Origin of the sequence: Streptomyces sp. NPDC058664, assembly GCF_042716635.1 — a bacterium.
Classification (GTDB): domain Bacteria; phylum Actinomycetota; class Actinomycetes; order Streptomycetales; family Streptomycetaceae; genus Streptomyces.
In genome coordinates, this window is sequence record NZ_JBHXRW010000048.1 from 13,870 (window position 1) to 28,212 (window position 14,343).

Below are 14,343 nucleotides of genomic sequence, written 5' to 3' on the forward strand. Positions count from 1 at the left end.
GTCCTCAGCTTCGCACGAAACGGCTCGCGCCGACTCAGAGAGAGAACGTTTGCCGGATCTGCTCCAGGGCCCCGCCGACCCCCGGGTCGCCGGCGGTCGCGTGGGCCTCACCAGGCCCTGCTATCAGCATCAGCAGAGCGGTGAACGCGGCGACGGGGAGGACGAGCGCCCACCAGGGCAGCCGGGTGTCGACGCCGGACGACAGGGGCCGGGTGCTGGTGTGCGATCGGGCCGACATGGCCGCCTCCGAGGGGTGGGGAACCGTTTTCCGCGTTGTCTCCAACCTACGGACCGGGCTCTCTCCGCCCCATCAGGTGATCCACCCAGTTCACCCTGATACTCACCCCCTAGGGGACGCGGGGGTTGTCCCCACCCCCGGGGGTCACGGTGAGGCGAGGGAGGCGATGACGGCGATGACCACCGTGATGCCGAGCATCGCGCCGAGCACGAGGAGCAGCTTCTTCTGGCCGTTCGGGGGGTGGGGTTCGAGGACTGGCATGGCACCAGTCTCGCATCTCAGCATTCGTCCTCGACCGTCCGGTCCCTGCCCGCCAGGGTTCCGACGATCATCTGGGGCACCATCAGGCCGCCCATGAGCGCGATCGGCAGTCCCCAGCCGCCGCTGTGCTGGTAGAGCACGCCGACGAGGAGGGGCCCCGGGATCGAGATGAGGTAGCCGACGCTCTGCGCGAAGGCGGAGAGCCGGACGACACCGGCGCCGGTACGCGAGCGCATGCCGATCATGGTGAGGGCGAGCGGGAAGGAGCAGTTGGAGACGCCGAGCAGCACGGCCCAGACCCAGGCTCCGGCGGCGGGGGCGAGGAGGAGTCCGGTGTAGCCGGTGAGGCCGCACAGGCCGAGTGCGACGACGATCGGGCCCTGGTTCTTCATGCGGGTCGCGAGGCGCGGGATGACGAAGGCGAGCGGGACGCCCATGACCATGGTGACGGCGAGGAGCACGCCCGCGGTGGTGGCGGGGACGCCGGCGTCGCGGAAGATCTGCGGCATCCAGCCCATGGTGATGTAGGCGCCGGTGGCCTGGAGGCCGAAGAAGCAGCCGAGGGCCCAGGCGGTACGGCTCCGGGTGATGCGGGGCGGGGCGGCGGACTCCGCGGCGGCCGGGGCCTGGGAGGGGGTCGGGACCTTCGGCGGTGCCGTGGCCTTGGTGGGGGTCCGGGCCGGGGCCTTCGGCGGTGGCGTGGTCGTACGCGCGCTCGTGGATGTGGTCCTCGCCTCGGAGGCGGCGCGCTCCCCCGTACGGCCCGAGCCGTCGCGGTCGCGCAGGAGCGGGATCCAGGGCAGGACGGCGAGCGCGGCGACGGCCGCCCAGACGCCGAGCCCGACGCGCCAGTCGCCGCCGAGGGCGTCCGTCATCGGGACGGTCGCGGCCGCCGCGACGGAGGTGCCGAGGGCGAGTGCCATGGAGTAGAGGCCGGTCATGCTGCCGACGCGGTCGGGGAAGTACCGCTTGACGATGACGGGCATCAGGACGTTGCTGACGGCGATGCCCATCAGGGCGAGGGCGCTGGCGGCGAGGAAGCCGGCGGTGCCGCCCGCGAAGGGCCGGAGGGCGAGGCCGGCGAAGATGGCGGCCATGCCCGCGCAGACGACGGCGGCGGGGCCGAAGCGGCGGGCGAGGCGCGGGGCTGTGATGCCGAAGACCGCGAAGCAGAGCGGGGGTACGGAGGTGAGGACGCCGGCGACGCTGCCGCTCATGTGGAGCCCCTCGCTGACCTCTTCGAGGAGGGCGCCGAGGCTGGTGATGGCGGGGCGCAGGTTCAGCGCGGCCAGGACGAGTCCGACGGTGACGAGGCCGAGGGCCCAGCGGTGCGCGGGGGCGGCCTGCGCCGCCGGGCCGGACGGGGCGCTTCCGTCGGGTCGGCGGGCTTGCCCGGGTGCGGGAGAATCCGCGGCGGTGGCGGCCGGTCCCGGCGGCGCCGTGGTGGCCGCCGGAGCGGTGGTCCCGGCCGGTCCTACGGTGGGGTCGAGGGTCTTCGGCTCGTCAGGCATGGGGCCATCATAGAATCATGGGATGATTGGTTGTCCAATTTCGAACTTTCCGGACGACCAGCCCCGAACGCGATGGGAAGGTGCTTCATGGCCCTCGGCCACCCGCGGCGTACAGGTCTCTCCGATCAGGTGATCGCCGAGCTGCGGAACCAGATCACCTCCGGCGAGTGGCCGGTCGGTTCACGCATCCCGACGGAACCCGAGCTGGTCGAGCAGCTGGGGGTGGCCCGCAACACCGTGCGCGAGGCCGTACGGGCACTCGCCCACAACGGGCTGCTCGACATCCGCCAGGGCTCCGGGACGTACGTCATCGCCACCAGCGAGCTGGCGGGCGTCATGCACCGGCGCTTCGCCGGATCCGACCCCCGGCACGTCGCCGAGCTGCGCTCGACGCTGGAGTCCGCGGCGGCGCGGTTCGCGGCCGGGCGGCGCACCGAGCGGGACCTGAAGCAGCTCGACGCCCTGCTCGTACGACGGGAAGAGGCGTGGGAGTCCGGGGACGCGGAGCGGTTCGTGACCACCGACGCGGCCTTCCACCACGCGGTCGTCGCCGCCTCGGGCAACGAGGTGCTCACGGAGCTCTACGCGGACCTCGGCGACCTGCTGCGGGAGTGGCTGCGCGACGACGTCGGGCAGGTGCTGCGGCCGGAGAACCACATGGACCACGCGCGCCTGGTGGACGCGATCCGGGAGGGCGACGCCGAGCGGGCCGGCGCGGAGGCGGCCGGCTACCCCTTCATGTGCCTGCGGAGCTCCGCGTCGGAGGAGCCGGAGCCGGTCACGGAGCCCGGTCCACCGGCTGGTGCGTGACCCAGGCGGACCGGACCTCCTTCCAGCAGCGGCCGGTGACCTGGGCGTGGGCGGCGGGTTCGACGTCCACGGGGGCGCTGTCGCTGTCGACGTCCCACCAGCGCTCGCACTCGACGTGGAGGCGGACCCGGTCGGTGCTCGGGTACGGGTTGCGGCAGTGGGCCGTGACGCGGGAGCCCTGGACGACGGTGCGGCAGGAGGCGCCGAAGTTCTCCGGCTCCCCGGCCTCGGGGGCGGTGACCGGGAACTCCTCGGCCGGGGCGGGGGCGGTCCGTACCTCGGCGGCGACGGCTATCCCGGTGAGCAGAACGGCGACGGAGGCGAAGGCGCCGAAGCCGTTGCGTATCGCGCGCATGCCCGTACCTCCTCCCCGTCATAGCAGGAACCGCAGTAACAGGAACCTCACGCTCTGCCCCAGTCTGAGGTGGTTCGCGCTACTTTTCGAGTCGGGCAGGAGTTGCGGAACGAAGAGGGCCGTGGGCCGCCCCGAGGGGCGGGCCCACGGCCCTCATTCGACTACGGGACGCCGTTACGCGCCGATCGCGTGCAGACCGCCGTCGACGTGGACGATCTCGCCCGTCGTCTTCGGGAACCAGTCGGAGAGCAGCGCCACGACGCCACGGCCGGCCGGCTCGGGGTCGGCGAGGTTCCACTCCAGCGGGGCACGGCTGTCCCACACGGCGGCCAGCTCGTCGAAGCCCGGGATGGACTTCGCGGCCATCGAGCCGAGCGGGCCCGCCGAGACCAGGTTGCAGCGGATGTTCTGCTTGCCCAGGTCACGGGCCATGTAGCGGCTGGTGGCCTCCAGGGCCGCCTTGGTCGGGCCCATCCAGTCGTACTGCGGCCAGGCGAACTTCGCGTCGAAGGTGAGGCCGACGACCGAGCCGCCCTCGCTCATCAGCGGCAGCAGCGCCATCGTCAGCGACTTCAGGGAGAAGGCGGAGATCTGCATGGCCGTGGCGACGGACTCGAACGGCGTGTTCAGGAAGTTGCCGCCGAGGGCGTCCTGGGGGGCGAAGCCGATCGAGTGCACGATGCCGTCGAGACGGTCGCCGAACTGCTCACGGACCAGGCCCTCGAGGCGCGCGAGGTGCTCGTCGTTGGAGACGTCGAGCTCCAGGACCTTCACGTTCTCGGGCCTGGGCAGCTTCTTGGCGATGCGCTCGGTCAGCGTCGGCCGGGGCCAGGCGGTGAGGATGATCTCCGCACCCTGCTCCTGGGCCAGCTTCGCGGTGTGGAAGGCGATGGAGGACTCCATCAGCACACCGGTGATGAGGATGCGCTTGCCTTCGAGGATTCCGCTCATGGTGATCAGTGACCCATGCCCAATCCGCCGTCAACCGGGATGACGGCTCCAGTGATGTACGAGGCGTCGTCGGAGGCGAGGAACTTCACCGTGGCGGCGATCTCCTCCGGCTGCGCGTAACGGCCCAGCGGCACCTGGGACACGATGCCGGCGCGCTGCTCGTCGGTGAGCACCGCGGTCATGTCGGTGTCGACGAAACCGGGGGCGACGACGTTGAAGGTGATGTTGCGGGAGCCCAGCTCACGCGCGAGGGAGCGGGCGAAGCCGACCAGGCCGGCCTTGGAGGCGGCGTAGTTGGCCTGGCCCGCGGAGCCCAGCAGGCCGACGACCGAGGAGATCAGGACGACGCGGCCCTTCTTGGCGCGCAGCATCCCTCGATTGGCACGCTTGACGACCCGGAAGGTGCCGGTGAGGTTGGTGTCGACGACGGAGGTGAAGTCCTCCTCGGACATGCGCATGAGGAGCTGGTCCTTCGTCACGCCGGCGTTGGCCACGAGGACCTCCACCGGACCGTGCTTCTCCTCGATCTCCTTGTACGCCTGCTCCACCTGTTCGCCGTCGGTGATGTCGCACCGGACGGCGAGGCAGCCCAGTTCGGTCAGGGCGGCCGGCGGCTCGCCGGAGCGGTACGTGATCGCGACCTTGTCGCCGGCCTCGGCGAACGCGCGGGCGATGGCGAGGCCGATGCCCCGGTTTCCTCCGGTGACGAGAACCGAGCGGCTCAACGGATCACCCTTTCGATAGCGGTCTGGTAGCCGAAAACCTATCGGTATCGCCCCCGTCATGAGGAATCGACCTCCGACAGTGGCGTACGGGTGTCACTGTCGGGTCCCTACAGCTCGGGGGCGGTACGGGAGGGCCCTCGGCCGCCCGGAGGCCCTGCCTCCCGGGCCCCCGGGCCGGCCCGGGAGAGCTCGGCGCACAGGTCGTCGAGACCCGGTCGTACAGCGTCGTCGAGCGCCCGGTCGTACGGCACGGAGCGATACGGAAATACGTTTCTCGCCATCCCGAGGAGCCTCGTCCGATCCGCCCGATCCCGTTTGCGGAAAAGGCGGTTCGGGGCGGGTTCCGCCGTGGGCGCACATCAATGCGCCGACTCGGCGGCGCGTCCCGTGATTGACTTCCGGGACAGTTCGACCAGCCCTTCCGATCGCCGAGAGCGAGGCCGCTCGTGGTCCATCAGATCGATCCTTCGTTCGTCGCGCTGCCCCTGCGGGCGCTCGCCGACGCGGCGCTCGCCCGAGCGCGCGCGCTCGGTGCCGAGCACGCGGACTTCCGCCTGGAGCGGGTGCGCAGCGCCTCGTGGCGGCTGCGCGACGCCAAACCGTCCGGTTCCTCGGACACCACGGACCTCGGCTACGCGGTGCGGGTGGTGCACGGCGGGGCCTGGGGATTCGCGTCCGGGGTCGACCTGACCATGGACGGGGCGGCGCGGGTCGCCTCGCAGGCGGTGGCGATGGCCAAGCTGTCGGCGAAGGTGATCGCGGCGGCCGGGTCCGACGAGAGGGTCGAGCTGGCCGAGGAGCCGGTGCACGAGGAGCGCACCTGGGTCTCCTCGTACGAGATCGACCCCTTCTCCGTCCCCGGTGAGGAGAAGAGCGCGCTGCTCGCCGACTGGAGCGCGCGGCTGCTGCGGGCGGAGGGCGTGGCGCACGTCGACGCCTCGCTGCTCACCGTCCACGAGAACAAGTTCTACGCGGACACGGCGGGGACGGTCACCACGCAGCAGCGGGTCAGGCTGCATCCGCAGCTCACGGCGGTCGCCGTCGACGGGACGACCGGCGAGTTCGACTCGATGCGGACGATCGCGCCGCCGGTCGGGCGGGGCTGGGAGTACCTGACGGGCACCGGCTGGGACTGGGACAAGGAGCTCGACGAGATCCCGGGGCTGCTCGCCGAGAAGATGCGGGCGCCGAGCGTCGAGGCCGGGCGGTACGACCTGGTCGTGGACCCGTCGAACCTGTGGCTGACGATCCACGAGTCGATCGGTCACGCCACCGAGCTGGACAGGGCCCTGGGCTACGAGGCGGCGTACGCGGGCACCTCCTTCGCCACCTTCGACCAGCTGGGGAAGCTCGCGTACGGCTCCTCGATCATGAACGTGACGGGTGACAGGACCGCCGAGCACGGTCTCGCGACCATCGGGTACGACGACGAGGGCGTCGAGGCGCAGTCCTGGGACCTGGTGAAGGACGGCACACTCGTCGGCTATCAGCTGGACCGGCGGATCGCGAAGCTCACCGGCCTCGGCCGGTCGAACGGCTGCGCCTTCGCGGACTCCGCCGCGCACGTGCCGGTGCAGCGGATGGCGAACGTCTCGCTCCAGCCGGATCCGGGCGGTCTGTCGACCGAAGACCTGATCGGGGGTGTGGAGCGGGGCGTCTACGTGGTCGGTGACCGGTCGTGGTCGATCGACATGCAGCGCTACAACTTCCAGTTCACCGGGCAGCGGTTCTTCCGCATCGAGAACGGGCGGCTCGCCGGCCAGCTGCGGGACGTGGCGTACCAGGCGACGACCACCGAGTTCTGGGGCTCGATGGAGCAGGTCGGCGGCCCGCAGACGTACGTCCTCGGTGGCGCGTTCAACTGCGGCAAGGCCCAGCCGGGTCAGGTCGCCGCGGTCTCCCACGGCTGCCCCTCCGCCCTTTTCCGGGGCGTCAACATTCTGAACACGACGCAGGAGGCCGGACGATGAGCGCTCGCCACCAGATCTGCCGGGGGTCCGGGGGTCGACACCCGGGCAAGCACAGCCTGAACACGACGCAGGAGGCCGGACGATGAGCCGCGTCAGCAAGCCGTACGAGATCGTCGAGCGGGCCCTTGAGCTGTCCCGTGCCGACGGGTGTGTCGTCATCGCCGACGAGGAGTCCTCCGCCAATCTGCGCTGGGCCGGGAACGCGCTCACGACGAACGGCGTCACCCGGGGCCGGACCCTCACGGTGATCGCGACCGTCGACGGCGCCCAGGGCACCGCCTCCGGTGTCGTCTCCCGGTCCGCCGTGACCGCCGACGACCTGGAGCCCCTGGTCCGGGCCGCCGAGGACGCCGCGCGCACCGCCGGGCCCGCCGAGGACGCCCAGCCGCTGGTGGCGGACGTGCCCTCGTCCCCCGACTTCACGGACGCGCCGGTGGAGACGTCCTCCGCCGTCTTCGCCGACTTCGCCCCCGCGCTCGGCGAGGCCTTCGCCCGCGCCCGGGCCGGCGGCCGCGAGCTCTACGGGTTCGCCAACCACGAGCTGACCTCCACCTACCTGGGTACGTCCACGGGCCTGCGGCTCCGGCACGACCAGCCCAACGGGACCCTGGAGCTGAACGCCAAGTCCCCCGACCGCTCCCGCTCCGCCTGGGCCGGGCGCTCGACCCGGGACTTCAAGGACGTCGACCCGGCCGCGCTCGACGCCGAGCTGGCGGTCCGGCTCGGCTGGGCGGAGCGGCGGATCGAGCTGCCCGCCGGGCGGTACGAGACGCTGCTGCCGCCGACCGCCGTGGCGGACCTGCTGATCTACCAGCTGTGGTCGTCGGCGGCCCGGGACGCGGTGGAGGGCCGTACGGTCTTCTCCAAGCCCGGTGGCGGCACACGGCTCGGCGAGACCCTCTCCCCGCTGCCGCTGACGCTGCGCAGCGACCCGAACGAGCCGGGTCTGGAGTCCTCGCCGTTCGTGATCGCGCACTCCTCGGGCGACGACTCCTCCGTCTTCGACAACGGTCTGCCGATCGCGCCGACGGACTGGATGCGGGACGGGCGCCTCGAGCGCCTGATCACCACCCGGCACACGGCGGAACTTACTCGGTTGCCCGTGGCGCCCGGGGCGGGGAACCTGGTCCTGGACGGCGGCGGTGAGCGTTCCCTGGAGGAGATGGTGGCCGCCACGGAGCGTGGCCTGCTGCTGACCTGCCTCTGGTACATCCGCGAGGTCGACCCGGCGACGCTGCTGCTCACCGGGCTGACCCGGGACGGCGTCTACCTCGTCGAGAACGGCGAGGTGGTCGGTGAGGTGAACAACTTCCGGTTCAACGAGTCGCCGGTGGACCTGCTGTCGCGGGCCTCGGAGGCGGGCCGGACGGAGAAGACGCTGCCGCGCGAGTGGAGCGACTGGTTCACCCGGGCCGCGATGCCCGCCCTGCGGGTGCCCGACTTCAACATGAGCTCGGTCAGCAAGGGGGTCTGACCCACCTAGACTGAGTCGTCGTACCACCAACAACCTGAGGAGACTGACGGTCGTGACGGACATCGTCGACGAGCTGAAGTGGCGTGGGCTCTTCGCCCAGTCCACCGATGAGGACGCACTGCGCAAGGCTCTCGCGGACGGTCCCGTCACCTTCTATTGCGGTTTCGACCCGACCGCGGCCAGTCTCCACGTCGGCCACCTGGTGCAGGTCCTCACCGTCCGCCGGCTCCAGCAGGCCGGGCACCGGCCGCTGGCGCTTGTCGGCGGGGCCACCGGCCAGATCGGTGACCCGCGGCCGACGGCCGAGCGCACCCTGAACGACCCCGAGACGGTCGCGAACTGGGTGAACCGGCTGCGGACGCAGATCGAGCCGTTCCTCTCCTTCGAGGGGGAGAACGCGGCGGTCATGGTGAACAACCTGGACTGGACCGCCGGCATGACGGCGATCGAGTTCCTGCGGGACATCGGCAAGCACTTCCGGGTCAACAAGATGCTGACCAAGGACTCCGTCGCCCGGCGCCTGGAGTCCGAGCAGGGCATCAGCTACACGGAGTTCAGCTACCAGCTGCTCCAGGGCATGGACTTCCTGGAGCTGTACCGCCGCTACGGCTGCACGCTCCAGCAGGGCGGCTCCGACCAGTGGGGCAACCTGGTGGCGGGGCTCGACCTGATCCACCGCGTGGAGCCCGGCGCCGAGGTGCACGCGCTCGCGACCCCGCTGATGGTCAAGGCGGACGGCACCAAGTTCGGCAAGACCGAGAGCGGGGCCGTCTGGCTGGACCCGGAGATGACCACGCCGTACGCGTTCTACCAGTTCTGGCTGAACGTGGACGACCGGGACATCTCGACGTACATGCGGATCCTGTCCTTCAGGTCCCGCGAGGAGCTGGAGGAGCTGGAGGCGCAGACCGCCGAGCGGCCGCAGGCGCGTGCCGCGCAGCGGGCGCTCGCCGAGGAGCTCACCACCCTGGTGCACGGCGCCGAGCAGTGCGCGGCCGTCATCAACGCCTCCAAGGCGCTGTTCGGGCAGGGCGACCTGGCCGAGCTGGACGAGGCGACGCTCGCCGCCGCCCTGTCCGAGCTGCCGCACGCGCGGGTGACCGAGCTGGGCCAGGTCGTGGACCTGTTCACCGAGGTCGGGCTCGCGCCGAGCAGGTCGGGCGCGCGCCGCACGGTGAAGGAGGGCGGGGCCTACGTGAACAACGTGAAGGTCACCGCCGAGGACGCCGAGGTGTCGGCGGACGAGCTGCTGCACGGCCGCTGGCTGGTGCTGCGGCGCGGCAAGAAGAACCTGGCGGCGATCGAGTTCGCCGGCGCGGAGGGCTGAGGCCCGTCCCCGCACGCCGGGAGGCCCGGTACGGCACGTCACGTGCCGTACCGGGCCTCCCGGTTTCTCCTGTGGCGCTAGGCCCGTCTGCGGTTGCCCTTCATCGAGGCCCACAGCATGTCGCCCACCCCGACCACGGCGACGGCGCCGATCAGCTGGAGCAGGTGGCGGGTCCAGTCGATGCCCTCGGTGTCGTTGACTCCGATCCAGGTCGCGACCGCGTTTCCGAGCACGCTGCCGAGAATGCCGAACACCACCGTCAGCCACAGTGGGATCTGCTGCTTCCCCGGCAGGATCGCCTTCGCGATCAGACCGAGGACCAGTCCCACGATGATCGCCCACAACCAACCCATCGTCGCCTCCTTGTACGCATGTGCGCCCAGTCTCGGCCCATCGGTCATACGTCGCATGTCGGACAGCGCCATACGTGCCCCGGTCTCGTCGTCCCCGGAGGGCGGGCGTACCGTGGAACCGAGGTCCGGACCGGGGAGCGTCCGGCGCGACCGGTGGGTGGTGACGGCGATGCCGAAGCGTGGCGGAACCGAGGTCTTCCGGATCACGGGGGCCCGGCAGGGGCTCGCCGACGACGTGCGCGGGCGGCAGCGGCGCTACGTCATCTCGATGACGGTGCGGACGCTCTCCGTGATCGCGGCGGCGGTGCTGTGGAACGTCGAGCGGCACGTGGCCGTCGTGGCCCTCGCCCTGGGCATCCTGCTCCCCTATGTCGCCGTGGTCATCGCGAACGCGGGCCGCGAGTCGACTCCGTCCCTTCCCTCCACGTTCGTACCGACTCCGGCGCGGCCCGCGCTCGGTGCGGGCGAGGCTTCGGAGGACGGGAAGACGGAGCCGTCGCACGGCCGGAATTGATCACGGACAGTGGCCGGAAAGCTCAAGAAAAGCTCAGATCAATCATGAAGTTCCAGTGCACCGCACCCCATGTGCCGTGACATACTGCCTACGCGCTCCGCATCCCCCGTCGGAGCGACGGACCGATGCCGGGCAGCTCCCCCCGTGGCTGCCCGGCATCGCCCTTGCTGGACAATGATCAGGTGATCAATGGTCCAGTGAGCGAAGAGAAGCCGATCTGCTCCGCCAAGGGGTGCCGCGCCGAAGCCGTCTGGGTGCTCGCGTGGAACAACCCCACGCTGCACACGCCCGAGCGCCGCAAGACCTGGCTCGCGTGCGGGGAGCACCGCGAACACCTCTCCCAGTTCCTGGGGGTACGGGGCTTCCTGAAGGATGTCGTACCGCTGGCGGAGTGGGAGTCCGAGGAGGGTTGAGGCCTTCCGGGCCCGGCCCTCGGGCCCGGCCCTGACGGGAACCGCCGGGTCAGCCGCCGATCGCGGACATCGGGCGGTCGGGCTGGAGGAAGCTCGGGTCGTCGAGGCCCGAGCCGGCCTTCTTGCCCCACATGGCCTGCTTCCAGATCCGGGCGACCTCGTCGTCCGACGCGTCCGAACGGAGCGTGGCCCGCAGGTCCGTCTCCTCGGTGGCGAACAGACAGGTCCGCACCTGACCGTCGGCGGTGAGCCGGGTGCGGTCGCAGGCCCGGCAGAACGGGCGGGTGACGGAGGCGATGACACCGACGGTGTGCGGTCCGCCGTCGACGACCCAGCGCTCGGCCGGCGCCGAACCGCGCTCGTCGGAGCCTTCGGGCGTCAGCGTGAAGCGGGTGCGCAGGGACTCCAGGATGTCACCGGCGGTGATCATGCCGTCGCGCTTCCAGCCGTGCTGGGCGTCCAGGGGCATCTGCTCGATGAAGCGGAGCTCGTAACCCTCCGCCACCGCCCAGGCGAGGAGGTCGGGGGCCTCGTCCGCGTTGAGCCCGGGCATCAGGACCGCGTTGACCTTGACCGGGGTGAGGCCGGCGTCCCGGGCGGCGGCCATGCCGTCGAGGACGTCCCGGTGGCGGTCCCGGCGGGTGAGGGTCTTGAAGACCTCGGGGCGCAGGGTGTCCAGGGAGACGTTGACCCGGTCGAGGCCCGCGGCCTTGAGCGCCGCGGCCGTGCGCTTCAGCCCGATGCCGTTGGTGGTGAGGGACATCCGGGGGCGGGGCTCGAGGGCCGCGCAGCGCTCGACGATGCCGACGAGGCCGGGGCGGAGCAGCGGCTCACCGCCGGTGAAGCGGACCTCGGTGACGCCGAGGTCGGTGACCGCGATGCGGATCAGCCGGACGATCTCGTCGTCGGTGAGCAGGTCCGGCTTGGCCAGCCACTGCAGTCCCTCCTCGGGCATGCAGTAGGTGCAGCGCAGATTGCACCGGTCCGTCAGCGAGACGCGCAGGTCGGTGGCGACCCGGCCATAGGTGTCGATGAGCACTGTGGACCCCCTCCCCGTCTTGCGGTTGCGTGTGGTTCGAGCCTACGTGAGCGGACGGACAACGAGCAGGGCAGATTGTCACGAGGACCGGCGAGGCCGCGTCGTAGAACTCTACGACGCGGCCGTCCGGTGATCGCTGAACGTATACGACCCGCTGCGCTCCGGTGGGTGCCCGGCCGCGGCGGCGACGCCTCAGTGCTTGACGGCGGCGGCGACGCCGACCCCGGTGAGGGACTTGACCTCCAGCTCCGCGTACTTGCCCGCGTCGGGCTCCTCCTTGGAGAGGAGCGAGCCGAGCCAGCCGAGGAGGAAGCCGAGCGGGATCGAGACGAGGCCGGGGTTCTCCAGCGGGAACCAGTGGAAGTCCACGCCCTTGAACATCGAGGCCGGCCCGCCGGAGACGACCGGCGAGAAGAGGACGAGGACGACGGAGGAGACCAGTCCGCCGTAGATCGACCAGAGCGCGCCCTGGGTGGTGAACCGCTTCCAGAAGAGCGAGTAGAGGATCGTCGGCAGGTTGGCCGAGGCGGCGACCGCGAAGGCGAGGGCGACCAGGCCGGCGACGTTGAGGTCGCGGGCGAGGGCGCCGAGCGCGATCGACACGATGCCGATGAGGACGGTGGACCAGCGGGCGGCCCGCATCTCCTCCTTCTCGGTGGCCTTCCCGCGCCTGATCACGTTCGCGTAGATGTCGTGCGCGAAGGACGAGGAGGAGGCCAGGGTCAGACCGGCGACCACGGCGAGGATGGTGGCGAAGGCGACGGCGGAGATGACGGCGAGGAGGATCGCGCCGCCGGTGGAGTCGGCGCCGCCGCCGACCTCCAGGGCGGTGAGCGGGGCCGCCGTGTTGCCCGCCTTGTTGGACGCCTTGATGGTGTCGCCGCTGAGCAGGGCGGCGGCGCCGAAGCCGAGGACGATCGTCATCAGGTAGAAGGCGCCGATGATGCCGATGGCCCAGTTGACCGACTTACGGGCGGCCTTGGCGGTCGGCACCGTGTAGAAGCGGATCAGGATGTGGGGCAGGCCGGCGGTGCCGAGGACGAGGGCGATGCCGAGGGAGATGAAGTCGAGCTTCGAGACGGAGCTCAGGCCGTACTTGAGGCCGGGCTCCAGGAACGCGTCGCCCTTGCCGCTGTTGGTGGCGGCGGCGCCGAGCAGCTGCGAGAGGTTGAAGTCGAACTTCAGCAGGATGAGGAAGGTGATGAGGAGCGTGCCCGCGATGAGCAGGACGGCCTTCACCATCTGCACCCAGGTGGTGCCCTTCATGCCGCCGATGGTCACGTAGACGATCATCAGGACGCCGACGAGGGCGACGATCGCGACCTTGCCGCCGTCGCTGGTGATGCCGAGGAGCAGCGAGACGAGGACGCCGGCGCCGGCCATCTGCGCGAGCAGGTAGAAGATCGAGACGACGATGGTGGAGGTGCCGGCGGCGGTCCTGACGGGCCGCTGGCGCATCCGGTAGGCGAGGACGTCGCCCATGGTGAACCGGCCGGAGTTGCGCAGCGGTTCGGCGACCAGGAGCAGGGCGACGAGCCAGGCGACCAGGAAGCCGATGGAGTAGAGGAAGCCGTCGTAGCCGTAGAGGGCGATGGCGCCGCTGATGCCGAGGAAGGACGCGGCGGACATGTAGTCGCCGGAGATCGCGAGGCCGTTCTGGAAGCCGGTGAACTGGCCGCCGCCGGCGTAGAAGTCGGCGGCGCTGCGGGTCTGGCGGCCGGCCCAGACGGTGATGACCAGGGTCGCGATGACGAAGGCGCCGAAGAGGGCGATGATCAGGGGCCGGTGCTCGCTGGTGGCGCTGTCGGCCGCGAGCAGGACGGGGGTGGTCATGCGTCGCCCTCCATACGGTTTCTGATGGCGTCGGCCTTGGGGTCGAGCCGGTTCGCCGCGTGCCGCGAGTAGAGCCAGGCGATGAGGAAGGTGGTGAGGAACTGGCCGAGGCCCAGGACGAGCGCCACGTTGATGTTGCCGAAGACCTTGGTCCCCATGAAGCCGCCCGCGTAGTTGGAGAGCAGCACGTACAGCAGGTACCAGGCGATGAAGGCGAGGGTCAGGGGAAAGGCGAAGGAACGGTACGTACGGCGCAGTTCGCCGAACTCGGCACCCTCCTGCACCTCGACGAACTGTTCCGTCGTGGGCGATACGGGAGCGTTTGCGGCCTCCGTCCCGTTTCTGGGCGGCGGCGGTGCTTCGGTAGCCACTGATTCTCCTCGTGACGCGGGGGCGGACGGCATGGTCAAGGGGGCCTCACCAGGGGTGCGGGAGCCGGGGTTCCGAACGGAACCCCTCCCCTGCACAACGGCACGGAGCGGGAAGCGAAGCGGTTCACGCGAGGGATTTATTCGCACAGATCTTCATGAAGTCTTCTCAACTCATTGAAGCGCCGGGAAGATCAGCGA

The 14,343-nt window shown here is 70.7% G+C and carries 16 protein-coding genes; 6 read left to right on the top strand and 10 right to left on the bottom strand.

The window, feature by feature from the left end; translation table 11 throughout:
* Positions 1-34: 34 nt before the first annotated feature.
* From ACFWUY_RS30540 to ACFWUY_RS30550, 3 genes are all read right to left on the bottom strand, one after another.
* Positions 35-238: a hypothetical protein gene (locus tag ACFWUY_RS30540; protein ID WP_384117090.1), complete on the bottom strand. Its 204-nt coding sequence runs from the start codon at positions 236-238 to the stop codon at positions 35-37.
* A 144-nt stretch (positions 239-382) separates the two neighbouring features.
* On the bottom strand, positions 383-499 hold the full coding sequence (locus ACFWUY_RS30545) for an SGM_5486 family transporter-associated protein (RefSeq protein WP_384117093.1): 117 nt from the start codon (positions 497-499) through the stop codon (positions 383-385).
* Positions 500-516: 17 nt separating this feature from the next.
* Positions 517-2,010, bottom strand: coding sequence for a CynX/NimT family MFS transporter (locus ACFWUY_RS30550; RefSeq protein WP_384117095.1), 1,494 nt, complete (start codon positions 2,008-2,010; stop codon positions 517-519).
* An 87-nt stretch (positions 2,011-2,097) separates the two neighbouring features.
* Here ACFWUY_RS30550 and ACFWUY_RS30555 point away from each other — a divergent pair, with 87 nt between their 5' ends.
* Positions 2,098-2,820, top strand: a complete 723-nt coding sequence (locus tag ACFWUY_RS30555; RefSeq protein ID WP_384117098.1) for a FadR/GntR family transcriptional regulator — start codon at positions 2,098-2,100, stop codon at positions 2,818-2,820.
* Here ACFWUY_RS30555 and ACFWUY_RS30560 read toward each other — a convergent pair.
* The 3 genes from ACFWUY_RS30560 to fabG form a co-directional block, all read right to left on the bottom strand.
* Positions 2,789-3,175 (bottom strand): hypothetical protein, encoded by a 387-nt coding sequence (locus ACFWUY_RS30560; RefSeq protein WP_384117101.1) that lies wholly within the window; start codon positions 3,173-3,175, stop codon positions 2,789-2,791. The two genes, ACFWUY_RS30555 and ACFWUY_RS30560, sit on opposite strands and share 32 nt — an antisense overlap.
* Before the next feature lie 174 nt (positions 3,176-3,349).
* On the bottom strand, positions 3,350-4,126 hold the full coding sequence (fabI, locus tag ACFWUY_RS30565) for an enoyl-ACP reductase FabI (RefSeq protein ID WP_384117104.1): 777 nt from the start codon (positions 4,124-4,126) through the stop codon (positions 3,350-3,352).
* Between the two features lie 5 nt (positions 4,127-4,131).
* The gene (fabG, locus tag ACFWUY_RS30570; protein ID WP_384117107.1) at positions 4,132-4,851 is read right to left on the bottom strand and encodes a 3-oxoacyl-[acyl-carrier-protein] reductase; all 720 of its coding nucleotides are present in this window, start codon (positions 4,849-4,851) and stop codon (positions 4,132-4,134) included.
* A 446-nt stretch (positions 4,852-5,297) separates the two neighbouring features.
* Between fabG and ACFWUY_RS30575 the strand changes: the two genes are divergently transcribed.
* From ACFWUY_RS30575 to tyrS, 3 genes are all read left to right on the top strand, one after another.
* Positions 5,298-6,821, top strand: a complete 1,524-nt coding sequence (locus ACFWUY_RS30575; protein ID WP_384117111.1) for a TldD/PmbA family protein — start codon at positions 5,298-5,300, stop codon at positions 6,819-6,821.
* 82 nt (positions 6,822-6,903) lie between these two features.
* Positions 6,904-8,295 carry a metallopeptidase TldD-related protein gene (locus tag ACFWUY_RS30580; RefSeq protein WP_384117114.1) on the top strand — a complete coding sequence of 464 codons (1,392 nt, stop codon included), beginning with the start codon at positions 6,904-6,906 and terminating at the stop codon, positions 8,293-8,295.
* 52 nt (positions 8,296-8,347) lie between these two features.
* Entirely contained in the window at positions 8,348-9,622 is a 1,275-nt protein-coding gene (gene tyrS, locus ACFWUY_RS30585) for a tyrosine--tRNA ligase (protein WP_384117117.1), read from the top strand.
* A gap of 77 nt (positions 9,623-9,699) precedes the next feature.
* Here tyrS and ACFWUY_RS30590 read toward each other — a convergent pair whose 3' ends face one another.
* Positions 9,700-9,975 carry a GlsB/YeaQ/YmgE family stress response membrane protein gene (locus tag ACFWUY_RS30590; protein WP_384117120.1) on the bottom strand — a complete coding sequence of 92 codons (276 nt, stop codon included), beginning with the start codon at positions 9,973-9,975 and terminating at the stop codon, positions 9,700-9,702.
* Positions 9,976-10,144: 169 nt separating this feature from the next.
* On the opposite strand from ACFWUY_RS30590, the gene ACFWUY_RS30595 reads away from it, so the two are divergent.
* Both ACFWUY_RS30595 and ACFWUY_RS30600 read left to right on the top strand, forming a co-directional pair.
* Positions 10,145-10,489, top strand: coding sequence for a DUF3099 domain-containing protein (locus ACFWUY_RS30595; protein ID WP_384117123.1), 345 nt, complete (start codon positions 10,145-10,147; stop codon positions 10,487-10,489).
* 197 nt (positions 10,490-10,686) lie between these two features.
* Positions 10,687-10,902 (top strand): hypothetical protein, encoded by a 216-nt coding sequence (locus tag ACFWUY_RS30600; protein WP_384117126.1) that lies wholly within the window; start codon positions 10,687-10,689, stop codon positions 10,900-10,902.
* Between the two features lie 49 nt (positions 10,903-10,951).
* On the opposite strand, the gene moaA is transcribed toward ACFWUY_RS30600, so the two are convergent.
* From moaA to ACFWUY_RS30615, 3 genes are all read right to left on the bottom strand, one after another.
* Complete coding sequence (gene moaA / locus ACFWUY_RS30605; RefSeq protein WP_384117132.1) at positions 10,952-11,941, bottom strand: GTP 3',8-cyclase MoaA; 990 nt, start codon at positions 11,939-11,941, stop codon at positions 10,952-10,954.
* 192 nt (positions 11,942-12,133) lie between these two features.
* Positions 12,134-13,774, bottom strand: a complete 1,641-nt coding sequence (locus tag ACFWUY_RS30610) for a cation acetate symporter (RefSeq protein WP_384117134.1) — start codon at positions 13,772-13,774, stop codon at positions 12,134-12,136.
* Positions 13,771-14,145, bottom strand: a complete 375-nt coding sequence (locus ACFWUY_RS30615; protein ID WP_384117137.1) for a DUF485 domain-containing protein — start codon at positions 14,143-14,145, stop codon at positions 13,771-13,773. The genes ACFWUY_RS30610 and ACFWUY_RS30615 overlap by 4 nt, the downstream gene beginning before the upstream one ends.
* Between the last annotated feature and the right edge of the window lie 198 nt (positions 14,146-14,343).

Excerpts from the sequence above, each read along its gene's own strand:
- ACFWUY_RS30595 (WP_384117123.1), top strand. The coding sequence starts at position 10,145 with ATGCCGAAGCGTGGCGGAACCGAGGTCTTCCGGATCACGGGGGCCCGG.
- ACFWUY_RS30555 (WP_384117098.1), top strand. The coding sequence starts at position 2,098 with ATGGCCCTCGGCCACCCGCGGCGTACAGGTCTCTCCGATCAGGTGATC.
- ACFWUY_RS30545 (WP_384117093.1), bottom strand. The coding sequence starts at position 499 with ATGCCAGTCCTCGAACCCCACCCCCCGAACGGCCAGAAGAAGCTGCTC.
- ACFWUY_RS30550 (WP_384117095.1), bottom strand. The coding sequence starts at position 2,010 with ATGCCTGACGAGCCGAAGACCCTCGACCCCACCGTAGGACCGGCCGGG.
- fabI (WP_384117104.1), bottom strand. The coding sequence starts at position 4,126 with ATGAGCGGAATCCTCGAAGGCAAGCGCATCCTCATCACCGGTGTGCTG.
- ACFWUY_RS30610 (WP_384117134.1), bottom strand. The coding sequence starts at position 13,774 with ATGACCACCCCCGTCCTGCTCGCGGCCGACAGCGCCACCAGCGAGCAC.
- ACFWUY_RS30590 (WP_384117120.1), bottom strand. The coding sequence starts at position 9,975 with ATGGGTTGGTTGTGGGCGATCATCGTGGGACTGGTCCTCGGTCTGATC.
- ACFWUY_RS30540 (WP_384117090.1), bottom strand. The coding sequence starts at position 238 with ATGTCGGCCCGATCGCACACCAGCACCCGGCCCCTGTCGTCCGGCGTC.
- ACFWUY_RS30560 (WP_384117101.1), bottom strand. The coding sequence starts at position 3,175 with ATGCGCGCGATACGCAACGGCTTCGGCGCCTTCGCCTCCGTCGCCGTT.
- ACFWUY_RS30580 (WP_384117114.1), top strand. The coding sequence starts at position 6,904 with ATGAGCCGCGTCAGCAAGCCGTACGAGATCGTCGAGCGGGCCCTTGAG.